At 35.6% G+C, this 21,707-nt stretch carries 17 protein-coding genes; 5 read left to right on the plus strand and 12 right to left on the minus strand.

What is annotated here, in order from left to right:
* Nucleotide 1: 1 nt before the first annotated feature.
* From FERRO_RS08985 to FERRO_RS09000, 4 genes are read left to right on the plus strand one after another with little or no spacing between them, the layout of a single operon-like run.
* On the plus strand, nt 2-1,000 hold the full coding sequence (locus FERRO_RS08985) for an HlyD family efflux transporter periplasmic adaptor subunit (RefSeq protein WP_056930510.1): 999 nt from the start codon (nt 2-4) through the stop codon (nt 998-1,000).
* Nucleotides 1,001-1,004: 4 nt separating this feature from the next.
* A complete protein-coding gene (locus FERRO_RS08990) occupies nt 1,005-2,573 on the plus strand; it encodes a response regulator transcription factor (RefSeq protein ID WP_056930511.1) in 1,569 nt (522 codons plus the stop codon).
* 5 nt (nt 2,574-2,578) lie between these two features.
* Entirely contained in the window at nt 2,579-4,414 is a 1,836-nt protein-coding gene (locus FERRO_RS08995; RefSeq protein ID WP_056930512.1) for a hypothetical protein, read from the plus strand.
* Nucleotides 4,398-5,138: an ATP-dependent Clp protease proteolytic subunit gene (locus FERRO_RS09000; RefSeq protein ID WP_056930513.1), complete on the plus strand. Its 741-nt coding sequence runs from the start codon at nt 4,398-4,400 to the stop codon at nt 5,136-5,138. The genes FERRO_RS08995 and FERRO_RS09000 overlap by 17 nt, the downstream gene beginning before the upstream one ends.
* A gap of 5 nt (nt 5,139-5,143) precedes the next feature.
* On the opposite strand, the gene FERRO_RS09005 is transcribed toward FERRO_RS09000, so the two are convergent.
* From FERRO_RS09005 to FERRO_RS09015, 3 genes are all read right to left on the minus strand, one after another.
* The gene (locus tag FERRO_RS09005) at nt 5,144-8,137 is read right to left on the minus strand and encodes a beta strand repeat-containing protein (RefSeq protein WP_056930514.1); all 2,994 of its coding nucleotides are present in this window, start codon (nt 8,135-8,137) and stop codon (nt 5,144-5,146) included.
* A 121-nt stretch (nt 8,138-8,258) separates the two neighbouring features.
* A complete protein-coding gene (locus FERRO_RS09010; RefSeq protein WP_152975736.1) occupies nt 8,259-9,593 on the minus strand; it encodes a tetratricopeptide repeat protein in 1,335 nt (444 codons plus the stop codon).
* Nucleotides 9,594-9,713: 120 nt separating this feature from the next.
* A complete protein-coding gene (locus FERRO_RS09015) occupies nt 9,714-11,960 on the minus strand; it encodes an EAL domain-containing protein (RefSeq protein WP_082601267.1) in 2,247 nt (748 codons plus the stop codon).
* Nucleotides 11,961-12,559: 599 nt separating this feature from the next.
* Here FERRO_RS09015 and FERRO_RS09020 point away from each other — a divergent pair.
* Nucleotides 12,560-13,339 carry a GGDEF domain-containing protein gene (locus FERRO_RS09020; RefSeq protein ID WP_160318135.1) on the plus strand — a complete coding sequence of 260 codons (780 nt, stop codon included), beginning with the start codon at nt 12,560-12,562 and terminating at the stop codon, nt 13,337-13,339.
* A 37-nt stretch (nt 13,340-13,376) separates the two neighbouring features.
* Here FERRO_RS09020 and FERRO_RS09025 read toward each other — a convergent pair whose 3' ends face one another.
* The 9 genes from FERRO_RS09025 to der form a co-directional block, all read right to left on the minus strand.
* Nucleotides 13,377-14,033, minus strand: a complete 657-nt coding sequence (locus FERRO_RS09025; protein WP_056930518.1) for a beta-class carbonic anhydrase — start codon at nt 14,031-14,033, stop codon at nt 13,377-13,379.
* Between the two features lie 73 nt (nt 14,034-14,106).
* Nucleotides 14,107-15,399, minus strand: a complete 1,293-nt coding sequence (locus tag FERRO_RS09030) for an adenylosuccinate synthase (protein WP_056930519.1) — start codon at nt 15,397-15,399, stop codon at nt 14,107-14,109.
* Between the two features lie 23 nt (nt 15,400-15,422).
* Complete coding sequence (locus FERRO_RS09035; RefSeq protein WP_056930520.1) at nt 15,423-16,385, minus strand: ATP phosphoribosyltransferase regulatory subunit; 963 nt, start codon at nt 16,383-16,385, stop codon at nt 15,423-15,425.
* Entirely contained in the window at nt 16,382-16,582 is a 201-nt protein-coding gene (locus FERRO_RS10755; protein WP_446718619.1) for a DUF2065 domain-containing protein, read from the minus strand. The genes FERRO_RS09035 and FERRO_RS10755 overlap by 4 nt, the downstream gene beginning before the upstream one ends.
* Nucleotides 16,569-17,450 carry a protease modulator HflC gene (gene hflC, locus FERRO_RS09045; RefSeq protein WP_056930522.1) on the minus strand — a complete coding sequence of 294 codons (882 nt, stop codon included), beginning with the start codon at nt 17,448-17,450 and terminating at the stop codon, nt 16,569-16,571. The genes FERRO_RS10755 and hflC overlap by 14 nt, the downstream gene beginning before the upstream one ends.
* The gene (hflK, locus tag FERRO_RS09050; protein WP_056930523.1) at nt 17,450-18,700 is read right to left on the minus strand and encodes an FtsH protease activity modulator HflK; all 1,251 of its coding nucleotides are present in this window, start codon (nt 18,698-18,700) and stop codon (nt 17,450-17,452) included. Before hflK ends, hflC begins: the two co-directional genes overlap by 1 nt.
* Entirely contained in the window at nt 18,663-19,928 is a 1,266-nt protein-coding gene (gene hflX, locus FERRO_RS09055) for a GTPase HflX (protein ID WP_082601268.1), read from the minus strand. The genes hflK and hflX overlap by 38 nt, the downstream gene beginning before the upstream one ends.
* A gap of 6 nt (nt 19,929-19,934) precedes the next feature.
* A complete protein-coding gene (gene hfq, locus FERRO_RS09060; protein WP_056930524.1) occupies nt 19,935-20,174 on the minus strand; it encodes an RNA chaperone Hfq in 240 nt (79 codons plus the stop codon).
* Between the two features lie 117 nt (nt 20,175-20,291).
* Nucleotides 20,292-21,707, minus strand: a complete 1,416-nt coding sequence (der, locus tag FERRO_RS09065) for a ribosome biogenesis GTPase Der (protein WP_056930525.1) — start codon at nt 21,705-21,707, stop codon at nt 20,292-20,294.

A 21,707-nucleotide genomic window follows, 5' to 3' on the forward strand; every position in this document is an offset into this window, starting at 1 on the left:
CATGAAAAAAAATATAAAAAAAACATTGTTCGGTAATAATTCAGATAATTATTTAGCAAAAACTATTTTACTAGAAGAAGCCATATCTCCTCTTTACTTAAAAGGTACAGTTTTTTTTATTGCTATTGTTCTATTTGCTTTTATAATTTGGTCAATTTTTGCAAGATTGGACGTGGTGGCAAAAGCAACCGGGAAAATAGTACCCAGTGACTCAGTTCAAATTATTCAGCATCAAGATGGTGGGCGTATAAAAAAAATATTTGTGGATGAAGGAAGTCGTGTAAAAAAAGGAGATATGTTAATCCAAATTGATGATACAGAAGCCAAATCAGATTTGCAGTCATTAATGGCAAAGAGTAACAAACTAAAAAGTGAAGTGGATTATCTGACCGAATTAGCGAAAATCAGGTCAGATCTAGCGAAACAAAAGCTAGTACCTAAAACAAGTTCATTAGATGCAGAGAAATCCTTAGCTCAAACGGAAGGGGACTATGAAAGTACTGTCTTTGAAATCAATAAATTAAAAGATCGATTATCAAGAACGGAAATCACATCTCCAGCTAATGGAATTGTCCAAGATTTAAAATATCGAACTATCGGTGGGATTATTCCACCAGGCGCTACGGTAATGAACGTAGTTCCTTCCAATGATGAAATTCGGGCAGAGTTACATGTTTCAACAAATGATATTGGCCATATCAAAGTAGGACAAAATGTTAGATTGAAATTAGATACTTACGATTTTATGCGTTATGGAGTAATTAATGGAAAAATATCAATCGTGTCTGCTTACAGCAGCATGGATGATAAAACAAATTTACCCTATTTCCTTTGTTACACCACTGTCCCTAAAAGGTTTCTAGGTAAAAATGGGAAAGATCTACCTGTTCAGCCTGGTATGACCTTACAAGCTGATATAGTTACGGATAATCAATCTATTTTGGAGTATATCTTAAGACCACTATATATTGCTTTTAAAGAAGGTATGAAAGAACGATAATACTATGGTGAAGCTTTCTAAAAGACAAAATCAAATACTATCATTATTAGAGGAAGGAAAATCTAATAATGATATAAGCCATTTACTTAAAGTAACAGAAGGAACAGTTAAACAACATTTATATCAACTTTATAAAAAACTAGAGGTAAAAAATAGAACCCAAGCATTATTAAAATTTCAAAAAATCAAAAAAAACAACGTTCAACTGCCCAGTTCCATAAGTAAAAAGAACACCCCAAAAACAAATCAAAAGTACATATGGAAGCTCATATCGACTCTATCCATTATTCCATCAATAGACCAATCTAAAAATAATACAGCAGTAATCCTAGACTTTAATCAACAAATGAATTTGTTAAAAAATGAAATGGAAATTATTTGCAATATTCTAGATGGAAAGTTATTTATTATTCCTGGTATTGGAATAATACTGTTATTTGGTTTCCCAGAGTCTCACGCAGATGATTGCCACCGATCTGTCATTGCCGCAAAATATATTCTAGAGTGGGTGAGGAATAACTTAACTATTTCTATAAAATGTGGGATTGCTACACTTCCAGAAATTTATCAACTTGATTCAAATATTGTATTTAAAGCAGAGTCGTTTGAATTGGCTTCTAAACTTGGAAAATTATCAAAAGAATTTTGTGTACTTGTTAATGAAATTACTTTTCAATTTACAAAATCACTTTTTTATTATTCAGAACCCAATAAAACTGAAGACGATAAAAGCACTGTTTATAGAATTTTGACAAATGAAATGCCAAAGTATGAAAATCATTGCTATTTTAATAATGTAATCGAATTAATTGATATTATAAAAAAACATAAATTACTAGTCTTAAAAATAATTAATTCAGATTTCACTGAAATGGTATTAATACAAGACTTGCTACACAATAAAATGCTTACGGATAACTTATTAAGTATTAGAGTTTCCCTATCTAATTTAAAAGATGAGGAAAACTTTTATCAAAATATACTTGGGCAAATGATATTGAATAAAAATTTAGTGCAAATTAATTTGTATGCAAATTTTTTAAAAAATAAAAAATTAACTACCTTTGAAAAACTAAAAAAAATAATCAAAGAAATCAGTGACAAACAAAAATTAACATTTAATCTAGTTGGGTTTAACTCTGAGTTTGAGTTAAACAATATCATTAAATTATTCGATACAAATGATAACAATAGGAATATCTGCATCATCACTTCAGAAATCAAAAAATCAATAAATAATAAAATAAAAATTAAATTTATACCATTTACAAATAAAGAACAAAACGAAAGCGCTATAAAAACAATGTTTATTACCAAATATCAATACAATAAACATGTTAGTCATTACCATAATGAATTATCCACTATACTCTACAACCTAAATTCAAAATCGTTGGAAATATTAAGTAGACTGGCGGACAATAAAGTGATTTATTTACAGAATATTACAGATTCTATAAATGAGTTATTAAACACAAATCTTGTTATGATTAAAGAAAAAAAATTAGTTCTAAAGAATAATAAATATAAAGAGGTATTAAAAGAAATTATTTTCAATCCGAAAATACCGTAAATCAGATGTTTAAGTTTAATTTAACTCAATTTGAAAGAGATTGCCTTGATAAGCAGGGGCAAGCATATAAGGATTTGATTGCTTTGTTAGACCATATGAATACTCACAGTGGTGATTTACCTCATATGGAGTTTTTTAATTTACCACCGCGACTCAATGTTGAAAAGAGAGTCAATTATTTACTAAACCGCATAATTACTTCTGTCTCTTTTTTATTTACTTCAACTGATAGCCAAATAGAGCCTTATTTAGTAGTTCAATTATTTACTCATCAGCGTTGGTTGGCGTTAATTTTTGGTGTTAGTGTATTAAAAAATGCAGATCATTTAATTAATCTTTTTCTTATAAAAAACACACCACAACAGATAGAATTTAAAAAAAATAAAATTATTTTAATACTTCTATTATATTTTCCTGACTCTCAATTTAATATTCCTATAGATCAAATATGGCTTATAAATAAAGAAATAACTCTTTGTTGGTGTTTTGCGATATTAAGTAACAGACATTTAATTACAGAAGAAGCTTGTACAAAAAGAGAGAAAATATTAGAGTTTCTTGCAAAAATATCTATGGAAGATATAAAAATAAACGTCAAACTAATCCCTGAGGGGATACTTCATGATGTATATATGCATTGTAGTTATGCATTCACTCCATTAAAACATGAAGTAAAAAAACTGATTAACAAAATTATACAAACTTATTTACAATATAATAACATCTCCGGTACCACACCAGTACCATTAAAGAAACCACACAAAATACTAGTAGTAGTTGAATGGTTTACTTCCGCACACTCTATATATCGAACTCATTCTAAAAGTTTAGAAGGCCTAAAAGATCATTTTGAAGTAATTGGTGCTGGCTTTTCTAATAAGATAGATAAAGTGACAATTCAGTCTTTTAATAAATTTATATCAATACCTAAACTATCTTTAGCAAAACAAGTTCAATTTATAAAAGAGATAATAAAACAAGAACAAATTTCAATCCTTTATATGCCTAGTATCGGAATGTCTCCATTAACAATTTGGTTATCTAATACTCGTAGTTGTATTTATCAAATAATTGCATTAGGTCATCCCGCTACCACTTTCTCTGAATATATTGACTATGTAGTTGTGGAAGAAGATTTTATAGGAAATCCAAACTTGTTTTCAGAAAAAATCCTTCAGTTAAAAAGTAACGGGATGCCATATAGATACCCTTCACATACTAATGATTATTTATCCAATACTAATTCTTTTAAAAAATCCTCCGAAGTAGCAATTGCTGTATGTTCAACTAGTATGAAATTAAATTATGTTTTTTTAAGTACACTTAATAAAATCAGTAGACACTCGAAAAAGAAAATTCATTTTAATTTTTTAATTGGTAATGCTCGTAACTTAACTCATAATTACATTGAAAGTAGTATCAAATCAATAATTGAATCTGATTGCACCGTTTATTCATCTAGACTTTATGATAATTATTTACAATGCCTAAATGATAACAATATTTTCCTCAATCCTTTTCCGTTTGGAAATACTAATGGAATTATCGACTGTGTAATTGTAAATAAAATAGGTATATGTAAAACTGGTGATGAAGTACATGAACACATCGATGAAGGTTTATTTACAAGACTTGGATATCCCAAATGGACTGTATGTAAAACCATAGATGAGTACATTAAATCTGCAATCAAATTAATTGATATTTATTCTGATTTTGATACCAATTATCATGAAGAGGTTAAAACAAAACTTAAGGATAAGGTAATTAATGGTGATGTAAAAAATTTAGCATATTTATTTATGAGCTTAATTAACTCAAAAAATGATTCAAACAAGTAATAAACTTCTTATCTTTATTCTTTGTATATACTCACTTTTTACTTTCTGTTGTAAAGCGGAAAACGTAAAAACATTAACCATTAAAGGTACTATTGATGAAAAGATGTATAAGAAATTATTACTTTTAGATTTAAATAATACGCTCTCCACTTACCCTGCCGGACTAATTGTATTAATTAATAGCCCAGGTGGAGATGTATACTCCGCAATGAAGATCGGAAAATTGCTTAGATCAAAAAATGCTCAAGTTTTTGTTACAAATAGATGTGATAGCGCTTGTATTCTTGTTTTTGCTGGAGGAGTAATTCGTGACGCACAAGAACTAAGCCTTGGCATTCATCGATTTACAATTAACATTAATAATAATAAAAAAGAACTGGCTGCTAATCTTTCCGTACTCTCTTCCCATTACAGCATAATCACAGCCAACAAAATTAAAAATTATTTAGACATAATGGGTGTTAATAAAAGCTTATTTTACGAAATGGAGAAAACTCCTTCCGAGAGTATAGATAAACTATCTAGAGAAAGAGCAAAAAAATTTAATCTAATCGGCTATGATCCCCACTATATAACTAGTAAATCAACAAGTATTAAAAATCAAAAAAATATTAATGTTGAACATTATTTATTTAAATTAAACTTCATTGCATCTGAATGTATTAATAGTAAAGTGACTAATAATACATTTCTTAGATGCTACTCCACACTTTTAGAAAAGTAAAACTTTCAACTATCTCCATGTTTATTTACATGCTGCAACATAACGTCATGCGAATTTATGGCAGAACTTGATTCATAATGTATGGTGTGATTGACCGTGTCATAGTAAAAGTTCGCATTATTGTTATGAGATCCGGCAGTGCTGTTATCGACAGAAATATTGGCCACTTCCACCCATCCATTTTGACCACCAGATCCGGATGTATCAACAGAAACATTAAAATAATTACTGCCATGATCGGTAGCAGACGTAATATCTATCCAATTGGTGAGATTAGTACTATTAATTTGGTTGTTTCCAAAAATTTCTGACAATGAAAGCTGGTCTTGATGATTATTGGAAGAAAAGTTAGTAATAGAGACCAAGTCGTGAACAGATAAATCAAATATATTAACTCCTTGATGGTCATGAGCTAAATTAACATCAGACTTTCCTTGTCCATCAGTACTTGTATAGTTTGTAAAGTCAAATATTGAATTAGAATCTGCAGCGTTGATTGTTACATTTCCAGAATCAACATTAAACGTTTGTGATAAGTTATTAAATGAATGAGTTGTTTCATTTAAAATAGTATTCCCGGAAGTAAAATTAAACACTTCAGAATCATTATTTAAATTATCAGTAATATTTAAATTAACAGTTTGTTGGTTATTATTGCTATCAGATAAATTATAATGTTGAACACCGTCACCTACGTTAAGATTAACAGTTGTATCCCCAGAGTTATCAAGGTTGAATGTATTATTGCCAGTACCAACAGAAATATTTTCATTAAGCGATCCAGATGTATTTAGATTGAATATATCTGAGCCATTACCTGTATTTATATTGACATTACCAGATGAAGAATCATTCACATTATATGTGTCTGATCCATTACCTGCCTGAATATTGATATCTCCAGCCTGATTATCTGTAGTGACGTTAAACAAGTCATTTCCATCACCGGTAATAATATTTACATTACCAGACCCAGAATCTTTCAGATTAAATGTGTCTGATCCATTACCAGCCTGAATATTGATATCACCAGCTTGGTTATCTGTAGTGACGTTAAACGAGTCATTTCCATCACCAGTAGTGATATTTGCATTACCAGATGAAGAGTCATTCACATTGTATGTGTCTGATCCATTACCTGCTTGAATATTGATATCACCAGCCTGGTTATCCGTAGTGACATTAAACGAGTCATTTCCATCACCAGTAGTGATATTTGCATTACCAGCTGAAGAATCATTCACATTGTATGTGTCTGATCCATTACCTGCTTGAATATTGATATCACCAGCCTGGTTATCCGTAGTGACATTAAACGAGTCATTTCCATCACCAGTAGTGATATTTGCATTACCAGCTGAAGAATCATTCACATTATATGTGTCTGATCCATCACCTGCTTGAATATTGATATCACCACCCTGATTATTCATAGAAACGTTAAACGAATCGTTTCCAGAGCCAGTATTAATATTCAAATAACCATTATTGGAAATATTCACATTAAAAGAATCTGAACCATTACCCAAATCAATTGTATTGCTATTATAGTTATTTTCTGTAACCGATAAGTTATAACTACCATTACTTCCATCGCCGTAATCTGAATTAGTGATTTTCTTAGAAATATAATCTTGATTGTCATTGTCCGGCGACACATTCATCGTCAACGTCTGCGTCGACGTATTGCCATGACTGTCCTGAACGGTATAGGTAAACGTATCGTTCACCGTGGTGTTGTGCTGCACTCCCTCCATCGCACTTTCGTTCACACTGTAGCTGTAGCTGCCATTCGCATTCAGCGTCAACGTGCCATAACTGCCCGTCAGCGTCTCGGCCGTGCCAGAGCCCGTCACCACACTCAACGTCTCGCCGCTCTCCGTCGTGGCCAAATTGATCGTCCCGCTGACCGCACCGCCTCCATCCTGCGCATGCGTCGTCGTCGCCACCGCCGTAAAGCCCGTCGTGTCATTGTCCGGCGACACATTCATCGTCAACGTCTGCGTCGACGTATTGCCATGACTGTCCTGAACGGTATAGGTAAACGTATCGTTCACCGTGGTGTTGTGCTGCACTCCCTCCATCGCACTTTCGTTCACACTGTAGCTGTAGCTGCCATTCGCATTCAGCGTCAACGTGCCATAACTGCCCGTCAGCGTCTCGGCCGTGCCAGAGCCCGTCACCACACTCAACGTCTCGCCGCTCGTCGTGGCCAAATTGATCGTCCCGCTGGCCGCACCGCCTCCATCCTGCGCATGCGTATGATCCGCTTTGCCTATAAATCCAGAAGTAAAATTGACCGCAATATTTGAAGTAGTTAATCCTGTAGTGCTTGTGGAACCGAAAGCGTTGGTATTGAAAGTAGATGAAGTAGGTGAAGTAATTATTGATGAAACGGTATTAATGCTAGATGGTACATTAGATGAATTCGTGGATGAAACATTACCAGATGAACTAGGGGAACCTTGCGATTCAACAGTTGTTTGAGTAGCAATATTTACGGTAATACTTTTTGACGAACCTGTGCCCACATGAGGCGGCGTAACACCAGAGGCCAATCTCTCTGTAGAATGGACATGATCAGTAGTATGTATGCCTGGTGAATTGTTCAGTAAATTAGCTTGAAAATTCGCATTTGAAAAAGCCGGGTTGTTATTTCCTGAACCATCATTGACATTAAAGTTTAATTGTAGCTTTGTATTTTGAGTATCAGTATTTTGAGCTGAGTTATTTTGTGCCAACTCTGTATTTTTAAATGCAGCCTGTACCGTGGATTTTAATACCGTATTTTCACTTGGTTGATTGACAACACTGGGATTATCCGGCGTAACCCTTACCGTCTCAGCTGACTCATGTAATGTGCCTTGGGTAGTACTCGTTGCACTAACTGGATTGGTCGGTAGCGTTTGTTGTAAGGAGGTTAATTGATCCAGATGCAAAGCATCTGAATTAATTTGCGATGCGCCTTCGTTGGAATCTATACTGGTGACGTCAGCCATACAATTTCCTAAAATTTAAGATTATTTAAGTTTAATTGTAAGACTAAGAAAGATAGAACAAAATTTAAATAAAAAAACTATAACTTTTGTACTGGTTTTCACATTTTACATAGTAAGTTTATTACCACTCGTAATTTAAACCTGCAGAATATTCCTGTTGACTGAAATCGGAATACGTATAAGTAGAATTATTAACAAATTTAGAAATAGAACCTATAAGGCTTAAAGACTTATCTAATTTTAAACGTAAATGAAAATCTACTGTTAAAAATCTGTCTTGTAAGGGATTATTAGTGGACAAAGTAGATGGTTGACTTGCCCAATAGTTACTCTTAAAGTATCCGAGTATCATTTTAGTGGATAAATTACTGGTCCATAATGAATTTATGCCAAATCTGCCACCAATAATATCCCTAGACAAGTCATTTTGTGTACGAATATTATTTTGCTGTGCGCCAACTAATTCCATATCAAGTTTTACCCCATAATGTCCCCCAACCCACTGTTGAGCGCCAACAGTAAATGTTGTCATGTTTGAGTCATAAATTGGAGAAAATAAATTGTTATATCTAAGTAGAGAATAAGTAAGATTAGAACTCAACGTCGTATTACGGTTTAGATTTTTATCCCATTGCGCCTTAATACTGTATACAGATCTTAAATCACCACCGTTGAGCCCATCCTCCTCAAGATGAGTAATAACAGTATAGTTATTATCGTTCTTAGAATATTCAAGACCAAAACCGGTAGATGTAGTACGCTGATCAAAGGATGAAAGTAAAGAATATTTACGATAATCTCCACCAACATCCACAAGATAGCGCAATGATGATACAAGCTGACCTGAAACAGAATACCCTAAATCAGTTTGTGAAAAACTAGATTGCTGACCATAATTAGTTTTTAAATAAAAAGGATCTAAAATCTGGTAATACCAAGATGTTTGGGTTAGAAGAGAACTTGAGACCACGTTACTATTTAAACCGATAGTAAAATTGGCATAACCACTTTTTACAGTTTTCTCCAGGGGGTCGTTTTGTCTTATTGCATCCAAATAACTATAAACTGATTTTTTTATATCTGCTGGTAAATTATTTTTATTAAGTACAATATTAAAGTTAGATTTTGCACTTTCATAATCACCAAATAAAAAGTAAGCTCTAGCTAATTCAAGTCTTGCAGAAACGTTGTCAGGTTCAATAGAAATCAAACGTTCAAGATTAGTAATACCTATTGCTGCATGTCCACTATCAATAGCGGCAATAGAATAATAATAATCGAAACGAGAATTTCCGCTTAATTGTGGATAGCGCAAACCCAAATCAAAGGCTTCACTAAAACGTTTTTGTGCAATGAGAGATTGTAAATTTTCAATGGGATCCGCAAACACCCAATTGGAAAAAGATAAAAAAAACAGTCCTACTAAAAGAAGGGAGAATTGAGAATAACGATACATGTTTAATAAAGAATTAATTTTTTAGACGTTAGAAAATATAAACATAGTAAGTTATCTATGCCACCACCTATCAGTCTCCTAACTTCCTCTCATTAACTCCTCTATATGATCAATAAAAAACTACTTAAAGTCTTCAGCTGGTCTTGGTAAAGAAAATAAAAATCCTTGAAAACATCCTACACCATAACTTTTTAATATCTCATATTGCTTTTCATCCTCTACTCCCTCGGCAACTATACGAACAGAGAGCTCTTCTGCAAGCGCTACAATCAATTTAACAATGGTTTGTGACTTGGAACTGCTAACAATATTATTAATAAACGATTTATCAATTTTTATCTCATCAAAGTCAATTTCAGAAATAACAGATAAAGAAGAATATCCAATTCCAAAGTCGTCTAATGAAAGCATATAACCGAAAGATTTTAAAATTTTAAAAATCTTTTTAAAACACTCAAAATTCTCCATCATAATGGTTTCTGTTATTTCAAGTGTAATCAACGAAGCAGAAATTTGGTATTTTTTTAACAAATCATGTAAATGACTTACTAAATTTGGATCATTAAATTGCTTAACACTTAGATTTAATGATACAGGAACATTGTACATAGGGTTTGGATGTTTATTCCAAAGTGACAACTGATAAAATACCTGATCGAATAACCAATATCCAATAGATAAAATTAAACCACAATCCTCGGCAATCGTGATGAAGTGATCAGGAGAAATTACTCCCTTAGTCGGATGATCCCACCTGATTAAGGCTTCACAACCTACATTTTGATTATTAGGACCATGTTGTACCTGATAATAAATCTTTAGTTGATTAGGGATAGCAAATTTTAATTCATTTTCAATTAGTAAATTATTAATTGCAATTTGTTGTAATTCATGTTGATAAAAATTTAATCGATTTAACCCTTCTTTTTTTGAATGAATTTGTGCAGCTTCCCCGAAGCCAAGCAGTTGCATAAAATCAAAATTATCTTTGCCATTAAATAGTATTGCACCAATAGAAATACTGATACGAAACCTATTTTCCTTTAATTCAAATGGAATATTCAATATTGAATTGATTTGTTCTGATAATTCAATAGTGTTTGCTAATGCTCGATTTTTATCTTTAGATATATCAATTTGCAGCACACTAAAGGAATCGGCGCCAATACGTGCAACATTGTCGAGATTTTTCAATAAGTCCAGTAATCTATTTCTTAGTTCGAATAAAATGTCATCTGCAGTTGCGCTACCAAATTTATCATTTATAAGATGAAAGTTATCAATATCAAAAATAATTAATGCGGAATATTTGTCACTAATTTTGCTATTCTCATAGACAAGACGCAATCTTTCCAGTAAGAACTTTCTGTTAGGTAGATTTGTTAGTGAGTCATAAAAGAATAAATGATTAGAGATCTCAATATTTTTTTTATTATCTGTCACGTCTCTAACGAATACGCAAATTTCATCACTCGCAAAAAACTGATCTTTTTCTAAATAACTAAATGAAATCAGCAAATACCTATCAATTTTGTCATCGTAAAAATCAACAATTAAATTTTTTTCTTTATTATTAAGTTGTTCATAATAAATCTTAAAGCGTAAAGCATAATCAATATATGACGTAGCTGAACCCAAGTGTTCTTCACAAAATTTCACTAGAGATATATTGTGTTCAACTAATTGATAGTCTATAACGTTAACTGTCCATATGGGATCAACCGCGTTATTAATAATATGTTTGAAATAATCATCTTTATGATTGGATATTTCTTTAATAACACCTTTGTTTTCAATTAGGTGACTAATTTTGGCTAAGCTTTTGAAACAACTAACATATAGCTCCACATACAAACTTAAATAAAATGCTTTATTTTCTAAAGTTTTTTGTGCTCTTTGAAAGGCATCATCAGGCTCTTTTTTTAACTCTAAATTCTTTGCAATAACAGCTAAAAATCGGTCTTTTTCTAAAATATGAAAAGATAACCACTTCACCAAAAAAGGAATGATTTCATTGTAGATGTATTTACTTGTAATAAATCCGGTTTCTAAGGTGGCTAATTTTTCCTTATATTGGCTCACTTTCCCAAACAACAGATTATGTTCATGATGATGCTCATCAATTAATTCTTTATTTATATTCTTTTGAGCCCAAACCTTTTCTTCCGTTATAAAGTGATAATTACAGTATTCATACAAGTTATCCAATAAACCTAGCAAAGATTCTGTATCATCCACATCATCAAATGTTAGTTCATAAACAAATTCATTTATTAATTCAAAGAGTTTTCGATGCTGGATATCTATAACTGGAATATCCAACAAAAACATATTATTCCAGGGCAATATCTTTATTGTTTTTTTCATATATTTATAAAATCTTTATGACAGGACTCCGAATTAAAAAATATGACCTTTTATAGCCTTAATAACTTTCACAGAACCTAAAACAAGAAATAGTTTTTCGTTATAAAATACATACTCTAATCGCTAGGAATATTTCTTTCAGCTTAGCCAGGGGCAATTTTATAATTTTTCGTAATTTACTTATGAATACAGTTTTCTTTATTTTTTTAGTGTTTGGCGTTATGGATGTCTTTTTTTCCATTATACTTTATTTATACCTACACGATAGCCTTCAAAGCAATCCCCCTCTTTTGAATGTAGCCAACTCCAAAATTACAGGAGGATTAGCCTTATTAACGCTAACCCTACGACATTTTTTTCTTAACCATGTTTCATCAATTTACGAATATGACTTTTTTCTTATATTGTCAAACTCTTTTCTATTTATGGCCACTCTATTGGCTGTCAATGCATTCAAATCCATTATAAATAAACCGTCTATTATTATTTATTCACACACAATTACCTTCCTAACAGCTTTTTCTTTTTGGTCGCTAGTGTTTATTCTGAACATCAAGCCTGGACTACGTGTCGTTATCTTCAGTTTATTTCTACTCATTATGACAATGATTGTCTCTTATGATTTAGTTACATATAAAAATACCAAGTCTTATTTATTAAATTTTTTTAAATTAACGTTTTTTTTTAATGGTATTTTCTCAGTGTTAAAGTTGATAAAAGGACTTAATAATCCCAACTATTCCATATTAGAGGACTCAAATAAGGTAGATTTACTCTTTCTCGTATTATTTTTGATATGGAATATTATTATTTATTTTGGTTTTGTATTATTTTCAAAAGCCATTACAGATGTAAAATTAATCACACAAGCCAATACCGACTACTTAACAGGTTTATTAAATAGACAAGCATTTTTTAATGTTGCCGAAAAAGTTTTCTCTTTACAAACTCGAAAAAAAAGTTCTCTCTCACTCTTATATATTGATATTGATTTTTTTAAAAATATCAATGATTCTTACGGTCATACGACCGGTGACAATGCTCTGATAGTCTTTGCTAACTTACTGACACAGACTATGCGTAAATCTGATTTTATAACACGCTTAGGTGGCGAAGAGTTTGCCGTCTTAATGTTTGACACTCCACCGGAAATGGCCTTAGTTGTTGCTGAACGTTTTCGAAAAGATCTGGAATCGTTAAACTTTAATGATAAAAACAATAACTCCATAAAAATGACTGCTAGCATTGGTGTTTACGGGGAAAAACAGACTCAACATTCTGCGCTCGAATACTTTTTGGAACGAGCTGACAGTGCTCTTATGGAAGCGAAAAGAAAGGGCAGAAACAGAGTAATAAATTATGATTTATTACTCGTTTAACTTATTAAACTGATGGCGACTATTCACCATCCCTTATTTAAAACTTACCCATTACACCCGGATAAATCACCTCTTGCAATTTTCCTGTGTCAACATCATAAATAAAACCACGCACGTTAATTTTATCGGCTCCTTTTGTTGGTAACCACGGATGATTTAATATCATTGACATGCTTTTGCGAACATCCCACTCAAGTCTTTCAATCTGTTTGTCGGTAACAGGAGCATCCAATGGTTCTACTTGGCCTCTAAAAGCATGAAACGCCGCAGGAGAGTGGCTTGCACAGCCACAGGGAACAAACTCACGACCAGTGGCCGATTTTAAAACCTCTATAGCAGTTGAATCACCCTCCAAACCCATTCTAAGCAGCTCATCGTTAAAAGATAACATCCCACACCGAGTATGATGAATAACCATTACATCCTGAGTATCTAATAGATGATGAGAAATAATTAAACAACGGATCACATCATCTGTGACAGTTCCACCTGCATTTCGTATGATATGTGCATCACCGGTTTGTAGACCCAGTATGTCTTCAACATCCATTCTGGCATCCATGCAGGCTATCACCGCAGTCTTTTTTGCAGGTTTAATAGGCTGAGGCCCGGGGTAGGCTGAATTATGGAGTGCTTTACCTTGAGCGTAATGTTCGTTGTTGTTAACTAGTGTATAAAAAATATCATTATCCATAGTATTTCCTTGGTTATAATTCAAAAAAGACTATGGCAATAATTATTAATTAGAGTTCATATTTACTCATTAATTATTCAAATGGATGTCTGAGGACAATAGTTTCACGTCGATCAGGTCCTGTTGAAACCACATCAATGGGAACCTCACATAATTGCGCTAAACGTTCTAAATATCGTCTAGCGTTGAGCGGCAATTGTTCATAATGCTCGATACCCACAGTACTCTCGGTCCAACCTGGCATTTCCTCATAGATCGGTTGGCATAATTCAATAACTTCTGCACCAAATGGGAGGATATCTGTGACACCATTTTCTGTTTTATAACCCACTCCTATTTTAATGGTTTCAATACCATCCATGACATCAAGCTTAGTGACACATAATCCGGTGACGCCGTTAATTTGAATTGAACGTTTCAATGCTGCAGCATCAAACCAACCTGTTCTTCTAGGACGTCCTGTCACAGCACCAAACTCATGACCACGAGTTGCCAATTGCTGACCCACCGCATCATCAAGTTCCGTAGGAAAAGGCCCAGAACCCACTCGTGTGGTGTAGGCTTTGGTGATACCCAAAACATATTCCAGTAGTTGAGGCCCCACTCCACTGCCAGGCGATGCTGCACCTGCTACGCAATTGCTTGAAGTTACAAAAGGATAAGTCCCGTGATCAATATCAAGTAATGTCCCTTGAGCACCTTCAAAAAGTAGTTTCTGACCTTGTTTTGAGGCGTTATTTAACAAACGTGACACATCACCCACCATAGGTAACACTCGTTTAGCTAAGGCCATGGTGTCATCAAAGATTTGGTTTAAATCAACTGCTGCACCATGAAAATATTGTGTTAAAACAAAATTATGGTAATCAAGAATCTCTTCTAACTTATTTTTGAAACGATCCGGGTAAAATAAATCTTGTAAACGAATTGCACGTCGTGCCACCTTATCTTCATAAGCAGGGCCTATCCCTCTTCCCGTGGTACCGATTTTATTGTTTCCCTTTTTAATTTCTCGTGCTTTATCTATGGCCACATGGTAGGGCATGATAAGTGGACAAGCTTCACTGATAACAAGTCGTTTGGAAACGTTTACATTTGAACTTTCCAACATATCGATTTCACGCAATAAAGCGTCGGGAGCAAGCACCACTCCATTACCAATATAACATTGCACATGCTCTCTTAAGATTCCTGCTGGAATTAAACTTAAAACAGTTTTTTTACCACCGATCACCAGCGTGTGACCAGCGTTATGTCCGCCCTGAAAACGAACTACACCCTGTGCCCGGTCTGTTAACCAGTCAACTAACTTCCCTTTTCCCTCATCACCCCACTGAGTCCCGATCACTACAACATTCTTTGCCATAAAGGCAGTCTCCCAATAACTGATTATCTCTTAAATGTAATTAACTGACGTAAATCCAAACTAAAGCCCGTTGCTGGACGAGAGCGACCAAAGGCGCTACCCACCTCGTCATAGCGTCCACCTCGAGCAAGAGCTCCCTTATAATCAGTGCTATAAACTTGGAAAACCAAACCATTATGGTAGTGATATCCCCTTAACTCACATAAATCAAAGGAAAGCTTAACCTGACCAGCAAAGCGCCTTTTTACAGCATCAAGCTGATCCAAAGCGGCAGTGATTTGTAATGAAGTAGGTAAAATTAACCTGGCCTTTTCCAAAATAGCAGCTTCGCCATTGAGTGTTGGGAGGCTCAATAATGCATTTCTTATCTGAGAATCAATTCCTTCGGTGGCGATTTTCAAGGAAGGAATATCTTTATTTTGTAGCAACTTAAACCAATCATTCTCAGTTTTTTCATCGAGTTTAAGCGTAGTTATTAAACCCCTAAAAATACCCACATGCCCTACATCCAAAACTACCTCTTTAAAGTTTAGCAGTGATAAGGCATCAAGCATCAAGGATTGTATTTCTATGTCGCCCGATACGTCACTCAAACCAAATATTTCCGCTCCAACCTGGTAAGGTTCTCTGGATTGACTTAACACATCAGGTTTGGTATGTAATACGGTACCTGCGTAACATAATCTATTCACGGCAGTATGATTCATGCTGTGCGCATCAATTCTTGCCACTTGAGGAGTGATATCTGGCCTCACCCCAAGTAACCGACCACTCAATTGATCCACCAATTTAAATGTTTGTAGGTCCATATCATGACTTGTACCAGTCAAAAGAGATTCCACATATTCTATTAAAGGCGGAATAACTAAATTAAATCCCCGCTTTTTAAAGAGATCAAGAAGTTTACGCCGAGCCTCTTCAAGTGCCCAGGCGTTGTCAGGAAGAATATCTTCACAATATTCAGGAAGTAGCCAACTGTATGTCATCGATTAATTTGTAAAATTACAATTCCTAAAATCATTGCTATCACCCCTACCCAACGAACTTGCACGTCGGAGAGTTGTGTTAATTTTAACAAGGTATTTCGCCACTGTCGTGGTGCAATTACAGGCATTATACCTTCAAGTATCAACAGCATACCAATTGCTACAATAATAGTGCCTCTCAAATTATTTACCCCCAAGAGATCCAGGAGGGGGTTTGAGATACTTAAAAAATGGGGAATTAGGATCTAAAACCAGTATATCTGATTTATTATTTAGTCCTTCCTGATATGTCTGTAGACTCCGATAGAACGCATAAAATTCAGGATTACGTTTATAGGCCTCAGCATAGATTGCGGCCGCCTTGGCATCTCCCTTACCTTTAATCTCTTGAGCTTGCCTAAAAGCGTCAGCTAAGATTACTTCTCTTTCACGGTTAGCATCAGCCCGGATTTTCTCAGCTTCACCAGCTCCCGTTGATCTCAGTTCATTGGCTACACGTTTACGCTCTGCCTGCATACGCCGGTAAACAGAATCACTGACCTCAGGCGTCAATTCAACACGTCGAATCCTTACATCCAAGACCCTAATTCCAATTTCTTTAGCATCCTGATCGGTACGAGCACGCATATTAGCCATAATTGATTCACGCTCACCCGAGACTGCTTCATGAACAGTTCTCTTCGCAAATTCTGCTCTTAACTCATCGTTAACCGTTTGTGCCAACCGTATTTCCGCTCTTTTTGAATCACCGCCTACGCTGACATAATATTGTTTGACATCAGTGATTTGCCACTTAACAAAATAATCAACCAATAGTGGTTTTTTCTCAGAAGTGATAAATCTCTGAGGTTCATTGTTATCTAAAGTCTGAATCCGAGTATCAAACAAACGAACATTTTCGATAAAAGGCATCTTTAGGTATAACCCGGGTTGGGTGTCCACTGCAACGATTTTACCTAGTTCAAAAACCAAGGCGTTTTGTGTTTGCGAAATGACAAATACACCCATAGAACCAATAATCAAAAGCAATACTAAAGTCGCTACATAAATACTTAAATTTTTCATCATCTGCCCTCACGCTCACGCTCTTTCAGAGCATCTCGAGAACGATCACTATCCGTCCCCTGTTGCTCCATTGAGGAATTATTGTTAAGGGTAGAACTCGGCGATGTATGTTGATCCCTGGTTGGTGGTTCAATAATATTATTGGCCTGTTCGTTTTTGTTGCCATTGTCAGGCGTAACGGTATTGTTTTGATTCATCAACTTTCCCAGGGGGAGGTATAAGAGATTTGAGCCATTTTTCCCCTCAGCAACAACTTTTGAGGTATTACTCAATACCTGCTGCATCATGTCCTGATAGAGTCTTTGACGAGTCACTTCAGGGGCTTTGTTGTATTCCACAAGAATTTGCTTAAATCGACTGGCATCACCGACAGCCCTTGCCTCCACTTTTTGCTCATAAGCTTTTGCCTCTTCAATCAAAGCTGACGCCGTACCCTTCGCACGAGGGACCACGTCATTGGCGTAAGCTTGCCCTTCATTATTTTGTCTTTCGCGGTCTTGTCCCGCTTTTACCGCATCATCAAAAGCTGCTTGAACTTGCTCAGGGGGCTGAGCGTTTTGCATATTAACCTTATTGATTAAAATACCTGTCTTATAGCGATCTAGAATTTTTTGCATGAGATGTTGAGCTTCATCTGCAATCTGTGAGCGACCTTCATATAGAACAAAATCCATCTTATGACGGCCCACTACCTCTCTAATAGCAGTCTCTGCAACCTGCATTACCGTGGTATCAGGATCTTTGTTAGTAAATAAGAAATCAATAGGATCTTTGATGGTGTATTGGATGGCATATTGGTTATCAATAATATTTTCATCATCAGTTAACATCAATGATTCATGTAACACTTTCGCTTTAATAGTATTCCTATAACCCAATTCAACCGTACGAACCTGAGACACATTAACAGGACTTCCTGAAGCTTGTGCTTCAACGGGATAAGGAAAATGCCAATGTGGGCCAGGACCCGTGACTTCTTGAAATTTGCCAAAACGGAGTATCACTCCAACGCGACCTGCATCAATAATGTAAAAGCCAGACACTAACCAAAAAAATATAATAGAACCTAGCGCTAGTAGAACAAAGTTTTTGCCACTAGGCAGGCCAACTGGTTGGTTGAAGTGATTATCATTGGGTGAAGAGCTATTTTTAGAGTTTTTAAATTTTCTCAAAAAATTTCGCCATACTTCATCTAAATCGGGAGGACCGTCTTTAAGCTGTACGATCCAACTTGGTATCTTGATTGCCATAATTAAGTATTAAATCTTTGTCCAAAGTTATAGAAGTATCTTCTTTTTGCATTAAATCATTGATACGTTCGACAAAGGCTTGTCGGATAAATTCCATACCTTGGCCGTTCATAGCACTTAGATGTACTTCTTCGATTGTACCATAGGGATCTCGGATTAATCCTGCTTGCCAATCCACCAGTTGATCTATCTTGTTTAATACTAATACTTGAGGAATATGATCTGCACCAATATCTTTTAATACTTGATTAACAGATTCTTGATGAAGGTCACGATTCTTATCCGCGGCGTCAACCACGTGTAACAACAGGTCAGACTCTATGGTTTCATCTAAGGTCGCCTTAAACGCAGCCACCAAGGTATGAGGAAGATGCTGAATAAAACCCACGGTGTCTGACAGAACCATTTGCCCGATCCCATCAATATAAACTCGCCTTGTAGTCGTATCTAGGGTTGCAAACAATTGATCAGCCACATAGGCTTTTGCATGAGTTAATCGATTAAACAAGGTAGATTTTCCGGCATTGGTATAACCCACAAACGACACTCGCAATAAACCGGCACGGCTTCTTGATTGACGCTGCACTCTGTGACTCTTTCTTACTTTATCGAGACGGTCTTTAAGTAATTTCACACGCTTACTCAGCAAACGTCGATCTGTCTCTAGCTGTGTTTCTCCAGGCCCTCTTAAACCAATCCCACCCTTTTGTCTCTCCAAGTGAGTCCATCCTCTAACAAGACGTGTAGACAAACGCTCTAGTTGAGCTAACTCAACTTGCAACTGTCCTTCATGACTGCGTGCACGTTGAGCGAAAATATCCAATATCAAACCTGTCCGATCAATAACGCGCGCTTTAAGTGCATGCGCCAAATTACGCTCTTGAATTGGCGTGATCTCGTGATCAAAGACCACCAACCCTGCCTCATGGTGCCTTAATTTTTGTCGAATTTCCTCAATCTTTCCACTGCCAATAAAAGTTGCAGGATCAGGCTTGGGACGTTTACCAGTTATCAATTCATCAACGTGTAGTCCAGCAGTCTGTGACAGAAGAGTAAGTTCTTGAGGATTATTTTTACTGCGTTCACTATCTATCTGTATATGCACTAAGAGCGCGTGATCCAATCGACCAAGATACACATCCTCTTGCTCTAAAGAACCACTTTCTTGCGCTAAGTGCGTATTAGAAGATTTACGACCACGACCAACTAGCGGACCATTGTCCGACATCAGATGTTAGTCCTCGTTAGAATGCTCTGTAGGCATTGTGATGGATCTAGCGGGTACAACTGTGGAAATCGCATGTTTGTAAACCATTTGAGTAGTGGTATTTTTCAATAAAACAACATACTGATCAAATGACTCAACTTGTCCTTGAAGCTTAATACCATTCACTAAATAAATGGATACAGGTATATGTTCTTTTCTTAAAGCGTTTAAAAACGGGTCCTGTAAAAGTTGCCCTTTAGTACTCATTTCGTGATCTCCCGAAAATCGATTGGTTTTTTTATCTCTCTCACCTTTCAATAATGTACTTGATTTTCTGACTTTTTACTACTAATCTAAAAAATTATTCGAGAAAATAATCGTAAATCAAAACTTTCCAAATAATTTTCGGCCGCGCCTTCTTTTCTTTCTTAAACGATTTTCCTCAGACTCGGTGAGAGGTTTGGGTTTGCGGTCAGCAAAGGGATTGTGTCCCTGCCTAAATTCAACCCTTAGGGGTGTCCCCTTGAGGTCAAAAGCCCGCTGAAAAGTATTTTCCAAATATCTTTTATAAGAGTCAGCAATGTGATTCACAGCACTGCCATGAATAATCACAATGGGTGGATTTTGTCCACCTTGGTGCGCATATCGTAACTTGGGTCTAAAAGGACCCGCCTTGGCGGGCTGATGCTGAGTCACTGCATCGTGAAGTACACGGGTAAGTTTAGGGGTTGAAAGTTTCACCATGGCCGCCGCATAGGCTTTATCAATAGAGGGCAAAAGGCCATTTACACCGCTCCCTTTCAATGCTGAAATAAAGTGGTACTGGGCAAAGTCCAAGAAAAATAATTTCCTAGCCACTTCGTTTTTTACTTTATCTTTTTGGTAATTATCTAAGCCGTCCCATTTATTAACAGCCACCACAACTGCCCTGCCAGTACTCACTACATAGCCTGCAATATGCGCATCTTGTTCTGAGATATCTTGCTGAGCATCCAGTGTCATGACAACCACATTAGCGCTTTCCACAGCCTGCATAGTTTTTATTACTGAAAACTTTTCTATGGCCTCAAATACCTTACCTCGACGCCTTAAACCTGCGGTATCAATCAATAAGTATTTTCTTCCTTGCCGTTCAAATTCAACTTCAATAGTGTCTCGAGTCGTGCCTGGCTGATCAAAGGCAATCACTCTCTCTTCTCCGAGTAGTTGATTGATTAAGGTTGACTTGCCCACATTTGGACGACCCACAATGGCAATTCTGGGAATACTATGATCAATGTCTAACTCTTCAACCAATTCAGGTTCACCAGACAAACCATCAAATACCTGCTCTAACAAATCATGAATCCCCTCTCCATGAGCCGAAGAAATAGCCCAAGGGTGTCCCATGCCTAGCTCATAAAACTCGGCAGTAGCCATATCAACTGGCATACCCTCTAGTTTATTGACGGCAAGGGTGACATGCTTACCTCTTAAGCGTAATTCTTCAGCGACTCTTCTGTCACCAGGGGTTACTCCATTACGCCCATCGGTAAGAAAGATAATACGGTCAGCCTCATCCATGGCCTGCAAAGTCTGCTTCGCCATTTCTAATAAGATACCATCCTTGGCCACAGGCTCAAAGCCACCTGTATCTACAACAAAATATTGATAATCTTCAAATTTTGCTCGCCCATAATGACGATCTCGCGTCAGTCCAGGTAGGTCTGCAACGAGGGCATCCCGTGTTTTAGTTAATCGGTTAAATAACGTTGATTTACCAACGTTGGGTCGACCAACGATTACAATCGTTGGAATCAT

It is taken from the genome of Ferrovum sp. JA12, assembly GCF_001431705.1.
In the GTDB taxonomy this organism is placed as follows: domain Bacteria; phylum Pseudomonadota; class Gammaproteobacteria; order Burkholderiales; family Ferrovaceae; genus PN-J185.